The 15,984-nt window shown below is 61.9% G+C and carries 14 protein-coding genes; 3 read left to right on the top strand and 11 right to left on the bottom strand.

What is annotated here, in order from left to right; translation table 11 throughout:
* Positions 1-37: 37 nt before the first annotated feature.
* Complete coding sequence (locus tag HX823_RS19915; protein ID WP_177076235.1) at positions 38-439, bottom strand: YbaY family lipoprotein; 402 nt, start codon at positions 437-439, stop codon at positions 38-40.
* A gap of 51 nt (positions 440-490) precedes the next feature.
* Positions 491-3,010: a glycerol-3-phosphate 1-O-acyltransferase PlsB gene (gene plsB / locus HX823_RS19910; RefSeq protein ID WP_038849234.1), complete on the bottom strand. Its 2,520-nt coding sequence runs from the start codon at positions 3,008-3,010 to the stop codon at positions 491-493.
* Positions 3,011-3,192: 182 nt separating this feature from the next.
* On the opposite strand from plsB, the gene HX823_RS19905 reads away from it, so the two are divergent.
* Complete coding sequence (locus tag HX823_RS19905; RefSeq protein WP_032891681.1) at positions 3,193-3,402, top strand: cold-shock protein; 210 nt, start codon at positions 3,193-3,195, stop codon at positions 3,400-3,402.
* A gap of 144 nt (positions 3,403-3,546) precedes the next feature.
* Here HX823_RS19905 and HX823_RS19900 read toward each other — a convergent pair whose 3' ends face one another.
* From HX823_RS19900 to HX823_RS19885, 4 genes are all read right to left on the bottom strand, one after another.
* The gene (locus tag HX823_RS19900) at positions 3,547-3,924 is read right to left on the bottom strand and encodes a hypothetical protein (RefSeq protein WP_177076234.1); all 378 of its coding nucleotides are present in this window, start codon (positions 3,922-3,924) and stop codon (positions 3,547-3,549) included.
* Between the two features lie 54 nt (positions 3,925-3,978).
* A complete protein-coding gene (locus HX823_RS19895; protein WP_177076232.1) occupies positions 3,979-4,788 on the bottom strand; it encodes a putative RNA methyltransferase in 810 nt (269 codons plus the stop codon).
* Positions 4,788-5,939, bottom strand: coding sequence for a succinyl-diaminopimelate desuccinylase (dapE, locus tag HX823_RS19890; RefSeq protein WP_028619141.1), 1,152 nt, complete (start codon positions 5,937-5,939; stop codon positions 4,788-4,790). The genes HX823_RS19895 and dapE overlap by 1 nt, the downstream gene beginning before the upstream one ends.
* 109 nt (positions 5,940-6,048) lie before the next feature.
* Entirely contained in the window at positions 6,049-8,640 is a 2,592-nt protein-coding gene (locus HX823_RS19885; RefSeq protein WP_033902802.1) for a glycosyltransferase, read from the bottom strand.
* Between the two features lie 217 nt (positions 8,641-8,857).
* On the opposite strand from HX823_RS19885, the gene tcdA reads away from it, so the two are divergent.
* Complete coding sequence (tcdA, locus tag HX823_RS19880) at positions 8,858-9,667, top strand: tRNA cyclic N6-threonylcarbamoyladenosine(37) synthase TcdA (RefSeq protein WP_177076230.1); 810 nt, start codon at positions 8,858-8,860, stop codon at positions 9,665-9,667.
* Positions 9,668-9,783: 116 nt separating this feature from the next.
* Here the strand turns inward: tcdA and HX823_RS19875 are convergent, their stop codons facing one another.
* The 4 genes from HX823_RS19875 to HX823_RS19860 all read right to left on the bottom strand — a co-directional run bounded on the left by HX823_RS19875 (position 9,784) and on the right by HX823_RS19860 (position 12,840).
* The gene (locus HX823_RS19875; protein WP_177076228.1) at positions 9,784-10,197 is read right to left on the bottom strand and encodes a SufE family protein; all 414 of its coding nucleotides are present in this window, start codon (positions 10,195-10,197) and stop codon (positions 9,784-9,786) included.
* The gene (locus HX823_RS19870) at positions 10,194-11,399 is read right to left on the bottom strand and encodes an aminotransferase class V-fold PLP-dependent enzyme (protein ID WP_177076226.1); all 1,206 of its coding nucleotides are present in this window, start codon (positions 11,397-11,399) and stop codon (positions 10,194-10,196) included. Before HX823_RS19870 ends, HX823_RS19875 begins: the two co-directional genes overlap by 4 nt.
* Before the next feature lie 64 nt (positions 11,400-11,463).
* The gene (gene dapD, locus HX823_RS19865; RefSeq protein ID WP_033902798.1) at positions 11,464-12,498 is read right to left on the bottom strand and encodes a 2,3,4,5-tetrahydropyridine-2,6-dicarboxylate N-succinyltransferase; all 1,035 of its coding nucleotides are present in this window, start codon (positions 12,496-12,498) and stop codon (positions 11,464-11,466) included.
* A 33-nt stretch (positions 12,499-12,531) separates the two neighbouring features.
* Complete coding sequence (locus HX823_RS19860; RefSeq protein WP_231124426.1) at positions 12,532-12,840, bottom strand: arsenate reductase; 309 nt, start codon at positions 12,838-12,840, stop codon at positions 12,532-12,534.
* Between the two features lie 255 nt (positions 12,841-13,095).
* On the opposite strand from HX823_RS19860, the gene HX823_RS19855 reads away from it, so the two are divergent.
* Positions 13,096-14,739 (top strand): Na+/H+ antiporter, encoded by a 1,644-nt coding sequence (locus HX823_RS19855; RefSeq protein WP_177076224.1) that lies wholly within the window; start codon positions 13,096-13,098, stop codon positions 14,737-14,739.
* 13 nt (positions 14,740-14,752) lie between these two features.
* On the opposite strand, the gene dapC is transcribed toward HX823_RS19855, so the two are convergent.
* Positions 14,753-15,952 (bottom strand): succinyldiaminopimelate transaminase, encoded by a 1,200-nt coding sequence (dapC, locus tag HX823_RS19850; RefSeq protein ID WP_177076222.1) that lies wholly within the window; start codon positions 15,950-15,952, stop codon positions 14,753-14,755.
* Positions 15,953-15,984: the final 32 nt, after the last annotated feature.

Here is a 15,984-nt window from a genome sequence, read left to right as displayed (position 1 = left end):
CGCTTCCTTTTTGATCTGGCTTAAATTCTAGAGACTGTCAGTGTGCGACAGCATCAACCCGCAGGCGCAACGGTTGCACGTCCTGGCCATTGAGCTGCACAGCGTGGCGTTCGGTGGTGATAAACAGTAGCTTGCCCTCCACTTCGATGCGAGCGCTCACCGAATAAGTGTGGCCAGGTTTGACTTGCGCCGGGTCGTAGTTCAGGTGAAACGGCAGCGGCACCTGGCCTTTGACCGGACCTTTCTGCTCAGCCAGGGTTACGGCCGGGGCGTCCATCAGCGACACGTCTTGCAGGCTGACGCTCAAGGTCGCGGTCGGTGGCAGGGCGATGCGTTGCAGGTAGAACACTTCGCCATCAAGGCTGGCTTTGGGGGCAGGGCTCATGGATTGGCAGGCTCCGAGCAGGGCAGTCAGGCCCAGGAGGATGATCTTTTTCATGGTGTTGCTCCTTTTCAACGGCGCCGGAATCCCTCCGGCGCCTCTTTAAATCTAGCGGGTTTCTTCAGGTGCAGTGGCTTCGGGTTCGACCGGTGCTTCAGCGGCGCCATCTACACGATGCAACGCCACCTGGCGGATCGACAGGCGAATCTCCGCCGGCAGCACGCGTTTCGCCGCGCCTTCGGCCAGTTCGCCGAGCAGGTCGTGATAACTCAGCTTGCCGGCCTCGTCGCGGCGCAACACATCTTGCTCCAGCAAGGTCTGGATGAAATGTCGGAAAAGGCTCTTGTCGAAGAATTCCGGGGCGTTGAGGCCATGCAGGATCGACAGACGCTGGGCCATGATCGTGCACAGGTCTTCCAGTTCTTCGGCGCTGATGCTGTTCTGGCCACTGTTGAGCAGCAGCGAAATCGCCATGTAGAAGCGTTGCAGGGTTTGGGCAATGCTCTTGGACAGCAAGGTCAACAGCACAAAGTGCCGCGAACTCGGCGCCGGGCGCAGGTACACGTTGTTTTCGAAACGCAGCAGACCCTGTTCGACAAAGGCCTCCAGCCATTGGTCGATCACCGTGTCCAGCTCTTCCAGCGACCAACGAATGAACAGTTCCGATTGCAGGTACGGATACAGCGCGTGGGTGTAGCGCAGGATCTGTTCACGGCTCATCCGCGAACTGCTCTGAAAGAAGCTCGCCAGCAGCGCCGGCAGGGCAAAGATGTGCAGCACGTTGTTGCGGTAATAAGTCATCAGGACGGCATTCTGCTCGTCCAGGTACAGGATCTTACCCAGTGCGTCGCTCTGTTCCGACAGCAGGTCCATGTCCTTGACGTGCTTGATCAGCGCCAGGCCATCGCCTTCCGGCAGAGTGGTATGGGGTGAGTAGGGCACGCGGCGCAGCAGGGCCAGGTACAGGTCCAGCTGGCGCGCCATGGCCTGCTCGTCCAGGGCCAGGCGGGTGGTGGACAGCAGCGCCAGGGCCACCAGGTTCACCGGGTTCACCGCCGCTGCTTCATTCAAGTGGCGCGCCACTTGTTCGCCGAGGCGGTTGGTGGTTTCGTTGAGCCAGGCGGGTTTGTAGTTCGGGCCCAGTTCCTGGGAACGCCAGTCCGGTTGTTCGTTGTCGAGGAATTCGGCCAGCTTGATCGGCTCGCCAAAGTTGACCGCGACCTGGCCAAAGCGCTGCTTGAGCGCGCCGACCACTTTGAAAATATCGAAAATCGACTCTTTCTTCTTGCTCGCGCCGCGCAGTTCGCCCAGGTAGGTGCGGCCTTCGAGTACGCGCTCATAACCGATGTACACCGGCACAAACACGATCGGCATGCGCGATGAGCGCAAGAAGCTGCGCAGGGTGATCGCCAACATGCCGGTCTTCGGCTGCAACATGCGCCCGGTGCGCGAGCGACCGCCCTCGACGAAGTACTCCACCGGAAAGCCCTTGGTGAACAGGGTGTGCAGGTATTCGTTGAACACCGAGGTGTACAGCGGGTTGCCCTTGAAGGTGCGGCGCATGAAAAACGCACCGCCACGGCGCAACAGGCTGCCGATCACCGGCATGTTCAGGTTGATCCCGGCGGCGATGTGCGGCGGGGTCAGGCCGTTCTTGAACAGCAGGTAGGACAGCAACAGATAGTCGATGTGGCTACGGTGGCAAGGCACATAGATCACCTCGTAACCCTGGGCAACCTTTTGCACACCTTCGATGTTGTTGACCTTGATGCCGTCGTAGATCTTGTTCCAGAACCAGCTCAGCACCACTTCGAGGAAGCGGATCGCTGTGTAGGTGTAGTCCGAGGCGATCTCGTTGCCGTAGCGCAGGGCCTGGGCCTTGGCTTTTTCCGGACTTATTTTCTCCCGCTCGGCCTCATCGGCAATGGCCTGCCGCACCAGCGGCATGTTGACCAGGCCCTTCACCAGGTTACGGCGGTGGGACAAATCCGGACCGATGACCGCCGTCTTCAGGTTACGAAAGTGCACGCGCAGGATGCGTTGGGCCATGCGCACGGTACGTTCGTGGCCTTTATTGTGCTCGATCAATTCACGCAGGTTGATAGGCGCAGAGAATTGCACCCGGGTCTTGCGACCCAGAATCAGGATGCTCAACAGCCGGCGTAGACGCCCGGTGACCGCCCAGCTGTCGGCAAACAACAGCTTCCACGGGCTGGACTCGCTCTCGGGAGATTGGCCCCAGAACACGCTCACGGGAATGATTTGTGCATTCTCTTCCGCGTGTTCGGTGAGGGTGTTGACCAAGCGGGTCAGGGTAGGGGGGGCTCCGCGCTTGTCCTGGCGACCGAGCCAGTCCGGTTCCGGCGTGAGGTAGAAGAACGCCGCCGGCTCCATCAACGGGCCGACCGATACCGGCAGCACCGGGCGCGGCAGGCCGGCTTTGGTGCACTCGGCGTCGACCACGGCCAGTTCGGTGAGGGAAGGCGATTGCAGGACGTAGAACACCGGCCGGCTGCGGTCCAGGTTAAGGGTCAGGGACGACTGGTTGATCGTCTCCGAGCGAACCCAGAGGTACAACAGTCGGCGCAAGGTGCCGAACACTAGACGGCGGAACGGAGAGCGGGTCATAGGCGTGCTGCTTCAAGTGGAAAAAACCGAGCAGGCGCTCGGGCGGGTAGTGTGCCGTATTCGCCGAAAATCGGCAAAAAAGCAGCGATGTAAACTTGAGTTGATCGTATTTGAGCCTGTCTTATACTCGGCAGTTCAATGCGAGCGACTCAACAATAAAAATGCATGTGGGAGTAAGACAGATGGCAACGCGTGAAACCGGCAATGTGAAGTGGTTCAACGATGCAAAGGGCTATGGCTTTATCCAGCGCGAAGACGGCAAGGACGTGTTTGTGCACTACCGCGCCATTCGCGGTGACGGCCACCGCTCCCTAGCCGAGGGCCAGCAGGTGGAATACGCCGTGGTGACCGGCGAGAAGGGGTTGCAGGCGGAGGATGTGGTGGGGCTTTGAGCTAGAGTCATGCAACGCCGCTGAACCCATGTGGGAGCGGGCTTGCTCGCGAAGGCGGTGTGTCAGTCACAGTCGATGTTGACTGATCCACCGCCTTCGCGAGCAAGCCCGCTCCCACATTTGATTGGGTTCACAACTCAGGTCTTATGCGGTTTTCCAGGTGATTTCTTCTTCGCCATCCGCGCTGATGCGCATCCAGCGATCAGCGCTTTCTTCACCTTCTTCCTCAACCCAAGTCCCCGGTGCACAACGCACTTCCACGTTCAGCGCAGCAAATGCAGCGCGGGCGCAGGCGATGTCGTCATCCCACGGCGTCTGATCGCTTTCCAGGTACAGGCTGTTCCATTTACCGACGGCTTTGGGCAGCCAGGTAACCGGCACATTGCCGGCCTTGCATTTGTAGGTCTGGCCTTTCTGGACCCAGTCGGAGCACGGGCCCAGGGCGGCGCCCAGCCAGGCGGCGATGGCCTTGTGGTCGACGTCGGCGTCCTTCAGGTAAATCTCGATATCGGGTTGGCGCATGGATGTTCCTCGTTGCGGGATTCGAAAATCCATTCGCGGATGCTGAAAAGTCAGTTATTGAAGCACGAAATAGTCGTAGCGCATCGACACAGTGACCACCAGCGGCTCGGCCGCCTCGATCACCTGTGCACGGCGCTCGGCGCTGGCGCGCCAGCCGTGGGGTGTCATGGCCAGCAGGTTGGCGCGGTCCTGGGGCTCGGCCAGGCTCAGGGTGAATTCCAGCGTCTCGCTGTGCGCCAGGCTCATGCCGTCCGGCACCAGGGCCAGGTGCTTGTCGTCGGTGTACTCACGCACTTCGTCGTACAGGCGTTCGCGCAGCTCCATCAGGTGGCCGCTGGTCGGGCCGACCTTCATCAGGCCGCCGCCGGGGCTGAGCAGGCGCTTGGCCTCTTCCCAATCCAATGGGCTGAACACGCTGGCGAGAAACTGGCAGCTGCCTGACGCCAGCGGCACACGGGCCATGCTGGCGATCAACCAGGTCAGCGACGGGGTGCGCTTGCACGCCCGCTTGACCGCTTCCTTGGAGATATCCAACGCGTAGCCGTCGGCGTGGGGCAGGGCGTCGGCGATCTGCGCGGTGTAGTAACCCTCGCCGCAACCGATGTCGACCCAGCGCTGCGGTGCGCGCTCGGCGGCCAGTTCGGCCAGGCGCCTGGCCACCGGGGCGTAGTGCCCGGCGTTGAGGAAGTCGCGGCGCGCTTCCACCATCGCCAGGTTATCGCCGGGGTCGCGGCTGTTCTTGTGCTGCACCGGCAACAGGTTCAGGTAACCCTGGCGTGCGCGGTCAAAGCGATGCCCGGTCGGGCACGCCACGCCATTGTCCACCGCATTGAGCGGGGCACTGCAAAGGGGGCACGCGAGCATCAGGCGAGCAACTTGATCAGGGTCTGGTAGTAGATCTCGGTCAGCACATCGAGGTCGCTGGCGAGGATGCGCTCGTTGACCTGGTGGATCGTCGCGTTGACCGGGCCCAGCTCGACCACTTGCGTCCCCAGCGTGGCGATGAAACGCCCGTCGGAGGTCCCTCCACTGGTGGACGCCTGGGTCTCACGCCCGGTGATCGCCTTGATGCTGGCGGAGACTGCATCCAGCAGCGCGCCCGGCTCGGTGAGGAAAGGCAGGCCCGACAGCGCCCACTCCACGTGCCAGTCCAGGCCGTGCTTGTCGAGGATCGCCGCAACGCGCTGCTGCAGGCCTTCAACGGTGGATTCAGTGGAGAAACGGAAGTTGAACACCGCCGTCAGGTCCCCCGGAATCACGTTGGTCGCGCCGGTGCCGGAATTGAGGTTGGAGATCTGGAAGCTGGTCGGCGGGAAGAAGGTGTTGCCGTCGTCCCAATGTTCGGCGGCCAATTCGGCCAGTGCCGGCGCAGCCAGATGGATCGGGTTCTTCGCCAAGTGCGGGTAGGCCACATGGCCTTGCACGCCTCGCACGGTCAGGGTAGCGCCAAGGGAGCCGCGACGGCCATTCTTGACCACATCGCCGACCAGAGTGGTGCTCGACGGTTCGCCGACGATGCACCAGTCCAGGCGCTCCTTGCGTGCCGCCAGGCGTTCGATCACGGCTTTGGTGCCGTGGTGCGCCGGGCCTTCTTCATCGCTGGTGATCAGGAAGGCTACCGAGCCCTTGTGGTCCGGGTAGTCGGCGACAAAACGCTCCGACGCCACCAGCATCGCCGCCAGGCTGCCTTTCATGTCTGCTGCGCCACGCCCGCAGAGCATGCCGTTTTCATCGATCAACGCGTCGAACGGGTCGTTCTGCCAGGCCTGCACCGGGCCGGTCGGCACCACGTCGGTGTGGCCGGCAAAGCACAGCACCGGGCCTTCGTGCTTGCCGTGGGTGGCCCAGAAGTTGTCCACGTCTTCGATGCGCATTGGCTCAAGCGCAAAACCGGCGTCGCCCAGGCGCTGCATCATCAGCTTCTGGCAATCGGCGTCAATCGGCGTGACCGATGGGCGACGGATCAGGTCGATGGCAAGTTGAAGGGTCGGCGAAAGGTCGGCATGGGCCGTCATGGGGGGAACTCCGGAGCTTTATAAATGAGCAGGCAAGGCACACAAAACGGCCGTTATCTTATAGCAAAACGGCGGCCAGAGGCCGCCGTTTAGTGCATTGCGCAAGTTTTTACGCCGCTGGCGCGGGTTCCGGCGCCGCCGCAGGTTTGGGCAGCGAAGACAGGAACGCCATGATCAGTGCCGCCACATACGGCAGCGACTGCACCAGCAACATCACCACCCAGAAGCGGATGTCATTGCTTGGCAGGCCCTGCACCAGGTAGATCCCCAGTGCTGCACCCCACAACAGCAGCATGATGAACATCTCTTCGCGCGCTTCGGAAATCGCCACCCAGAAACCATGGTTATCCGCGTTTTTCGGGGTACGGAAGAACGGAATGCTGGTGGTGAAGAAGCCATACAGCACCGCCTTGGCGATGGTGTGCGACAACGCCAGGCCGGCCAGGGCCGCACAAAAAGCATCCTTCAAGTTCACGCCTACCGCACGACGGTAGAGGAAGATGATCTTGCCGACCTTGAACACGAACAACGCCAACGGCGGGATCGCGAAAATCAGCAACGGCGGGTCAACCCGCGTCGGCACGATGATCATCGCCGCCGACCACAACAACGCGCCGACGGTGAAGAAGATGTTCATGCCGTCCGCCACCCACGGCAACCAGCCCGCGAGGAAGTGGTAGCGCTGGCCACGGGTCAGCTCGGTGTCCTTGCCGCGCAAGAGGCTTGCGGTGTGACGCTTGATGATCTGGATCGCGCCGTAAGCCCAGCGGAAACGCTGTTTCTTGAAGTCGATAAAGGTATCCGGCATCAAGCCCTTGCCGTAACTGTCGTGGTAATACGCCGCCGACAGGCCTTTCTCGAATACGCGTAGGCCCAGTTCGGCATCTTCGCAGATACACCAGTCGGCCCAGCCCAGTTCTTCAAGCACCGAGCGACGGGTCATGGTCATGGTGCCGTGCTGGATGATCGCGTCACGGTCGTTGCGAGTGACCATGCCGATATGGAAGAAGCCCTTGTATTCCGCGTAGCAGAGCTTCTTGAAGGTGCTTTCGTTCTGGTCGCGATAATCCTGCGGCGACTGCACCACGGCGATTTTCGGGTCGGCGAAGTGCGGCACCATGTGCTTGAGCCAGTTCGGCGACACGCAGTAGTCCGAGTCGATCACTGCGATCACTTCGGCGTCCTTGGCGGTGTGCGGGATCAGGTAGTTCAGCGCGCCACCCTTGAAACCGGCCAGGGGCGCGACGTGGAAGAACTTGAAGCGCGGGCCCAGGGTTTCGCAGTAGTCGCGCACCGGTTCCCATACCGCCGGGTCCTTGGTGTTGTTGTCGATGATCAGGACTTCGTAGTCCGGGTAATCCAGGGCGGCCAGGGCGTCGAGGGTCTGTTTGACCATCTCCGGCGGCTCGTTGTAGCACGGCACATGGATCGACACTTTCGGACGGTAGTCCGAATCGCCTTCCACCGGCAGGAATTCACGTCGACGCTTGTGGGTCCACACCGCTTCCGCCAGTTCGTGGGCCTCGGTCAGCAACACGATAAATACGCCGAGCGCGCCGAGGGCGAGCAGGATGCCCACGGTGACGCTGAACCAGGTGCTGTATTGCTGGCTGTAGTCGTAGCCGATCCACACCAGCACCGAACCGCAGAGGAACGCGATAAAGGTCAGGAAGGTGCGACCACGCTGGCGCAGGGCCGAGCCGTCGATCATCAGCAGGGTCAGGGACAGCAGGGCCAGCACCACCGAACCAATGGCCAGCACGCGCCATTGCGGGATTGCGACCACGGGCCCTTCAAAGTTGAATTTCTGCTGGCGTGCGGCGTTGTACACGCCCCAGTAAGCGCCCGCCGAGCCTTCGTCGCTGACTTTCCACGGCTGATCGAAGGCCTCGATCACGAAGTAGTTGAAGCCCTGGCGGTTCAGTTTGTTCACCAGCGTGCGCAGGTAGATCGCCTGGTCGGCGGGGGAGGTTTCATTACCCCCGCGCATGCGGCCGTTGCTCGGCCAGCCGACTTCCGACAGCAGCAGTGGTTTTTTCGGGAACAGTTTCTTCAGGTCGCGGGCACGGTCGAGTACGTACTGGCCGGCCTTGTCCATCGGGATGTATTCCCAGAACGGCAGGATGTGCGCGGCGATCAGGTCGACGTGCTTGGCCAGTTGCGGGTTTTTCTCCCAGATGTGCCATTGCTCGGACGTGGTCACCGGCACTTTCACGGCGGCGCGCACCCGGTCCAGCAGCACGATCAGCGCTTCAGGGGTGATTTCTTCACGGAACAGCGCTTCGTTGCCGACCACCACCCGCACCACACTGCGCGAGCTGTTGGCGATTTCGATGGCGCGCTGGATTTCCCGCTCGTTGCGCTCAAGGTCCGGGCTGATCCAGATCCCCAGGGTCACACGCAGGCCGAATTCTTCCGCCAGTTTGGGGATATCCCCCAGAGTGCCGTCGACCGAGTAGGTACGGATGTTGTCCGTTAGCTTGCTCATGATCTCGAGGTCGCGACGCATCTGGTCGTCGGTCGGGTACTGGTCTTTCTGCGGGTACTGGCCTTGCTGGAACGGCGAGTAGGAAAAACCGGAGATCTGTTCAGGCCAGTTGGGGGTGGTGACGGGGCGGTTGATCAGCGCCCAGAAACCGGTGAACAGCGCGGCGATTGCCAGCACGATCACCAGGTTGAGTCCAAATTTACGCGATGCCATGGCTATTTCGGGTTCCAAAGGGTGTGGAACGAAAAGAGGTGTCGGCCTGCGCCGAACGGCGCGCATCCTACACCGGCCCTTCCCTGACCGTACAGCAAGCAGAGAAAAACCGGACATTAGTCAGCGAAAGACCATCTAAGTTCTTTACTTGTAGCTTGTCGCTTCGAACTTGTCGCTCTGTAGTCCATAATGCGCGCCGGTTTTTGGGGTAATGGTCATGAGCACAGAAGATCCGCGGTTTGCAGGCGTCGCCCGCTTGTATGGCATTGAAGGCCTGGAACGCTTGAAAGCGGCCCATGTGGCCATCGTCGGCGTTGGCGGCGTAGGCTCCTGGGCGGCGGAAGCCGTGGCCCGTTGCGGGGTGGGCGAGATTTCGCTGTTTGACCTGGACGACGTCTGCGTCAGCAACAGCAACCGCCAGTTGCACGCGCTGGACAGCACCGTAGGCAAGCCCAAGGTCGAGGTGATGGCTGAGCGCCTGCGCGGCATCAACCCGGATTGCACCGTGCATGCGGTGGCGGATTTCGTGACCCGCGACACCATGGCCGAATACATCACGCCGGACATCGATTGCGTGATCGACTGCATCGACGCGGTCAACGCCAAGGCCGCGCTCATCGCCTGGTGCAAGCGCCGCAAGATCCAGATCATCACCACCGGTGGTGCCGGCGGGCAGATCGACCCGACGCTGATCCAGGTCTGCGACCTGAACCGCACCTTCAATGACCCGCTGGCCTCGAAAGTGCGCTCGACCCTGCGCCGCGACTACAACTTCTCCCGCACTGTGACCCGCCATTACAGCGTGCCGTGTGTGTTTTCCACCGAACAGCTGCGTTATCCCAAGCCGGACGGCAGCATCTGTTTGCAGAAGAGTTTTGTCGGGGATGGCGTGAAGCTGGACTGCGCGGGCGGTTTTGGTGCGGTGATGATGGTGACGGCCACGTTCGGCATGGTTGCAGCCACCAAGGCGGTGGACAAGATTGTGGCCGGGGTGCGCCGGCCTTCCGAGCGGATCAAACCCGCCTAGATCTCACTGCTGAACATAGATCCAAATGTGGGAGCGGGCTTGCTCGCGAATGCGGTGACTCAGTCAATGATGTACCTACTGACACTGCGCTTTCGCGAGCAAGCCCGCTCCCACATTTAGTTTTGTGTAAGGCTTAATGCCCGCATACGCTGCAGCACAGCGTTCAGGCCATTGCTTCGCGATGGGGAGAGCTGGCGGGACAGCCCCAACTGTGCAAACCAGTCAGGCAGATCCACCGCCTGCAATTCTGCGGCGGACAGGCCATTGACCCGCGCCAGCAGCAACGCCACCAACCCACGAATCATCCGTGCATCACTGCTGGCGGCGAACTGCCAGTGGCCATCGCGCAATTCTGCGACCAGCCACACCAGGCTTTCGCAGCCCTGTACGAGATTGGCGTCGACTTTATCCGCATCGGCCAGGGCAGGCAGGCGCTCGCCCCATTGCATCAGCATCCGCGCGCGCTGCTCCCAACTGCCGACGGCCTGAAAAGCCTCAAGTGCGGCTGCGGCATCCACCGGTAAGCTCATCGCAGCATATCCAACGCTTGATCCAGCGCTTCAAAGAAGCGTTCCAGGTCATCGGAATCGTTATACAGCGCCAGGGACACGCGAATCGCCCCCGACAGATGCATCGCCTTGAGCAACGGCATGGCGCAGTGATGCCCGGCGCGTACGGCAATGCCTTGCTCGGTGAGCAGGTGCGCGAGGTCGGCGTTATGCACGCCATCGACCACAAAGCTGACCAACGCCACCTGGGGCGAACCCAGCACGCGCACGCCATTGCGCGCCTTGAGCCCGCGCAACAGGTAGTCATGCAACGCCGCTTCATGGGCGATCACTGCCGGCTGATCCAGCGAACTCAGGTAATCCAGGCTGGCGCCCAGGCCGATCACGCTGGCAATCGGCGGGGTGCCGGCCTCAAAGCCAAGAGGCGCCGGGCGGAAGCTGGCGCTGTGGTAGTCGGCCTGCTGCACCATCTCGCCGCCAAACTGCCAGTGGCGCAAGTGGTGGAGGGCCTCGTTACGGCCAAACAGCACACCGACGCCGTCCGGGCCATACAGTTTGTGGCTGGAAAACACATAGAAGTCGCAACCCAGGGCCTGCACGTCGTGACGACCATGGACGATGCCTTGGGCGCCGTCGATCACGGTCAGGGCGCCGTGGGGCTGGGCGAGTGCCAGCAGGGCTTCCAGTGGCTGCCAGGCGCCGAGCACGTTGGACAGCTGGCTCACTGCCAGTAATCGCGTGCGCGGGCCGATCAGCTCGGCAGCGGCAGCCAGGTCGATCACGCCGTCATCATCCAGTGGCAGTACCACCAGGTTCAGTGCGCGACGCTTGGCCAGTTGCTGCCAGGGCAGCAGGTTAGCGTGGTGTTCCAGGGCGCTGATGACAATCTCATCGCCCGCATTGAATAAGTGCTCAAGACCATAGGCCAAGAGGTTCAGCGCAGAAGTTGCGCCGTGGGTGAACACGATCTGCCCGCTGTCGCCTGCATTCAACCACTGTGCGACCTTGCTGCGGCTGTCTTCGAACGCCTGGGTCGCATGGGCGCCTGGCAAATGCTGGGCGCGGTGCACATTGGCTGCGCCGTTGGCGTAGTAATGGCTGATGGCATCCAACAAAGCCCGGGGTTTTTGCGTGGTGGCGGCGTTGTCCAGGTAGGTCTGGTCTTGCCGTTGCAGGATGGCGATGGCCGGAAAGTCGGCGCGCCAGGGGGAGGGCACTAGCATGGTGTTCAAGGCTCGTATAAGCGAGCCCCAGGGTCGGGGCTCGCTAGGGGCATCGAGTGGCTGCTTAGTTGTGAGCGTGCAGCGCTTCGTTCAGTTCGATGGCCGATTTGTGGGTTTTGCACTCCACGGCACCGGTCTCGGAGTTGCGGCGGAACAGCAGGTCCGGTTGGCCGGCCAGCTCACGCGCCTTGACCACTTTGACCAGTTGGTTCTGCTCGTCCAGCAGCGCAACCTTGGTACCGGCGGTGACGTACAGGCCCGATTCCACGGTGTTACGGTCGCCCAACGGGATACCGATACCGGCGTTGGCGCCGATCAGGCAGCCTTCGCCAACCTTGATCACGATGTTGCCGCCGCCCGAGAGCGTGCCCATGGTGGAGCAACCGCCGCCCAGGTCCGAACCCTTGCCGACGAATACGCCCGCTGATACACGGCCTTCGATCATGCCCGGGCCTTCGGTGCCGGCGTTGAAGTTGACGAAACCTTCGTGCATCACGGTGGTGCCTTCGCCCACGTAGGCGCCCAGGCGGATGCGTGCTGCGTCAGCGATACGCACGCCGCTCGGCACCACGTAGTCGGTCATTTTCGGGAACTTGTCCACCGAGAACACTTCCAGCAGCTCGCCGCGCAGGCGGGCTTCCAGCTGGCGTTCGGCCAGTTCGTTGATGTCGATCGCGCCCTGGCTGGTCCAGGCCACGTTCGGCAGCTGCGGGAACACACCGGCCAGGCTCAGGCCGTGGGGCTTGACCAGGCGGTGGGACAGCAGGTGCAGCTTGAGGTAGGCCTCAGGCGTGGAGGTCAGTGCGGCGTCTTCGGCCAGCAGAGTGGCGACCAGCGGCGTGTGGCTTTCGGCCAGGCGGTTGAGCAGCGCGGCTTGGGTAGCGTCGACATTCTTGAGCGCATCAGCCAGTTGCAGCGCTTGGCTGATGGTGAAGGTGATCGCCTGGTTGCCTTCGGTGTAGCCGAGGATCGGCGCGATGGCTGCGACGATTTCTGCCGACGGGTTGAGCAGCGGTTGTGCGTAAAACACTTCCAGCCAAGCACCTTGGCGGTTCTGAGTGCCGACGCCGAAGCCCAGGCTGAACAGGGAATTGGACATGCTGTTACCTCTACAAAAATGGAAAGGGCTGGCCTACTTGAGGGCCGCCGAATAACTATCTGGCTTGAAGCCAATCAGGGTTCTGTCACCGAGATCAAGCACCGGGCGCTTGATCATCGAGGGTTGTGCGAGCATCAATTCAATGGCTTTCGACTGATCGAGATCGGCTTTGCGTTCGTCTTCGAGTTTGCGAAAGGTGGTGCCCGCACGGTTCAAAACCACCTGCCAACCGTGCTCGTCGCACCATTGGGTCAAGTGTTCGCGGTCGATACCGGCCGTTTTGTAGTCGTGGAACTCATAGCTGACGCCGTGCTCATCGAGCCAGGTGCGCGCCTTTTTCATGGTGTCGCAGGCTTTGATGCCGAAAAGGTGCAACGTTTTGCTTGAAGCGGTCAAGGAATTGCCCCCCTTTGGACCAAGTAGAAACGAAAGGTCACGGATTATGCCACGACCAGCGCGTTTGGGTGCCGCTCGTCAGCGCTGTGCGACTTTTGTGCAAAAGCCAGCGAGTAACATAGCCGGGTAATATGGCACTTCAACGCCCAGTTGTTGCCTGATGTGTGTCGTTGCAAGTCGATTGTCCGGGAAAACCGCGTTATGCAAACCGCCTACACCGTTCTTATCCTGCTGATGCTGGTCAGCGTTTCGCGTCTGGTCGGGCGTGTCATTCCTCTGCCGTTGCCCCTGGTGCAGATTGCCGCCGGCGCCTTGCTGGCCTGGCCGACGCTGGGGTTGCATGTGGCGCTGGACCCCGAGTTGTTCCTGTTTCTGTTCCTGCCGCCGCTGCTGTTCTCGGATGGTTGGCGCATGCCCAAGCGCGAGTTGTGGCGGCTGCGCGGGCCGATCCTGACGTTGGCGGTGGGCCTGGTGCTGTTTACCGTGGTGGGCGCCGGTTACTTCATCCATTGGATCTTGCCAACTATCCCGTTGCCGGTGGCCTTCGCCCTGGCGGCCGTGTTGTCGCCGACGGATGCCGTGGCGGTGTCGGCCATTTCCCAGAATCGCTTGCCCACGCCGCTGATGCACATGCTCCAGGGCGAGGCCTTGATGAATGATGCTTCGGGCCTGGTGACCTTCAAGTTCGCCCTGGCGGCGGCGCTGACCGGGGTGTTTTCCCTGGCGGATGCCAGCCTCACATTCGTCTTGGTGGCTGTCGGTGGCCTGGCAGTCGGCGTGGCCCTGAGCTGGCTGGTCGGCCGTTTGCGCGCGTGGATGATCGCCCGTGGCTGGGACGACCCGGCCACCCACGTGGTGTTCATGTTGCTGCTGCCGTTTGCGGCCTATGTGCTGGCCGAACGCTTGGGCGCATCGGGCATTTTGTCGGCGGTGGCGGCGGGCATGATGCAAAGCTGGCTCGACCTGTTGCCGCGCCAGACCAGCACGCGCCTGCTCAATCGCAGCGTGTGGTCGTTGCTGGAGTTCGCCTTCAACGGTTTGATCTTCCTGCTGCTGGGCCTGCAACTGCCAGACATCATCAAGGCAGTCGTCAGTCACGAGACGACGTTGTGGCCAACCCTGTTTTATCGCTGCCTGGATGTCATCGCGATCTTCCTGGTGCTGGTGGTGCTGCGCTTTATCTGGGTGCAGAGCATCTGGCGGTTGTCGGGCTTGCTGCGCAGGTTGCGTGGGAAAAGCGAACTGACGCTGGTGCCGACTGCGCGTTCCTGCTGGCTGTTGACGGTCGGCGGCGTGCGCGGTGCGGTGACGTTGGCGGGTGTGATGTCGGTGCCGTTGTTGCTGGCGCCGGGGCAGGATTTTCCCGAGCGTGACCTGCTGATTTTCATCGCGGCAGGCGTGATTCTGTTGTCGCTGGTCGCCGCCTGTATCGCGTTGCCGCTACTGTTGCGTGGCATCGAAAAAAGCCCGGACGAAAAACGCCACAAGGAAGTGCGCGAAGCCTGGAAGAGGACTGCCGTTGCGGCCATCCACGCGCTTGAAACGCAGGAACCGGCAGACGCCGAAACCCAGGACGCCGCTCAAGCCGCGCTTGCCACGGAGCTCAAGGCACGGCTGATGTCGGAATATCGCCACCAATTGGACGTGTTCAACGACTCCGCCGAAGCCCAGGCCCTGGCGCAGCAGATGGACCTGCTGGAGCGCAAACTGCGGCTCAAGGCCCTGCGGGCGCAGCGGTTGGAGTTGTACAGTTTGAGTCGTCATCACCAGATTGGTGATGACGTGCTGCGTGAGGTGCTGGCGGAGTTGGATATGAGTGAGGCGAATCTGGGGCAGGTGAAGTGACCCTGATCGCGCCTTAGAGGCGACGTTGAATAAACTCGCGAATCCGCTCAGCCGCTTCCACGCACTCCGCCAACGGCGCAACCAGCGCCATGCGCACACGACCGGCGCCAGGGTTGAAGCCGTCCACTTCCCGTGACAGGTACGAACCCGGCACGACGGTCACGTGTTCTTCCACGAACAGGTCACGGCAGAACGCGGCGTCGTCGCCATTCACATTCGGCCACAAATAGAAGCCGCCATCCGGGCTCTCTACGTCCAGCACTGGCTTGAGAATCGCCAACACCGCGTCGAATTTTTCGCGATACAAGTCACGATTGGAGAGCACGTGGGCTTCATCCTGCCAGGCCGCAATGCTGGCCAGCTGCGTCTGCACCGGCATCGCGCAGCCGTGGTAGGTGCGGTACAGCAGGAACGCCTTGAGGATGTCGGCGTCGCCGGCCACAAAACCGGAGCGCAGGCCCGGCAGGTTGGAGCGCTTGGACAGGCTGTGGAACACCACGCAGCGCTTGAAGTCCTGGCGGCCCAGTTCGACGCAGGCGCTCAGCAGGCCGGGTGGCGGCGTTTGTTCGTCGAAGTACAACTCGCTGTAGCACTCGTCGGCGGCGATGACGAAGTCGTATTCGTCGGCCAGGGCGATGAGTTTTTTCAGGGTGTCGACCGGGATCAGTGCGCCGGTCGGGTTGCCGGGCGAGCACAGGAACAGGATCTGGCAGCGTTTCCAGATGTCTGGCGTCACGGCGTCGAAGTCCGGGTTGAAGCCATTGGCGTCCAGGCACGGCAGGTAGTGCGGCTTGGCCCCGGCGAGGAACGCGGCGCCTTCGTAGATCTGATAGAACGGGTTCGGGCTGACTACCAGCGCGTCGTCGCCACGGTTGACCACGGTTTGGGTAAAGGCGAACAGCGCTTCACGGGTGCCGTTGACCGGCAGGATGTTGCGCGCCGGGTCGAGCCAGCCCTTGGGCACGTTGAAGCGGCGTTCGCACCAGGCACCGATGGCTTCGCGCAGGGCCGGGATGCCCAGCGTGGTCGGGTACACGGCCATCTGGTCGAGGTTGTTGCTCAATGCTTCGGCCACGAAAGTGGGCGATTTATGTTTCGGTTCGCCGATGGAGAGCGCAATCGGGCGCTTGTCCGGGTTCGGCGTGACGCTGCCCAGCAGGGCGCGCAGTTTCTCGAACGGGTAGGGCTGGAGCTGGTTCAGAGCGTTGTTCATCGGTGGATCTCGTGCAAGGCGTTAAAAACTGG

The sequence above is a fragment of the Pseudomonas sp. P7759 genome (genome assembly GCF_013386445.1).
GTDB classification, from domain to species: Bacteria; Pseudomonadota; Gammaproteobacteria; order Pseudomonadales; family Pseudomonadaceae; genus Aquipseudomonas; species Aquipseudomonas azotoformans_A.
This window is presented reverse-complemented; position numbering and strand designations above follow the sequence as displayed.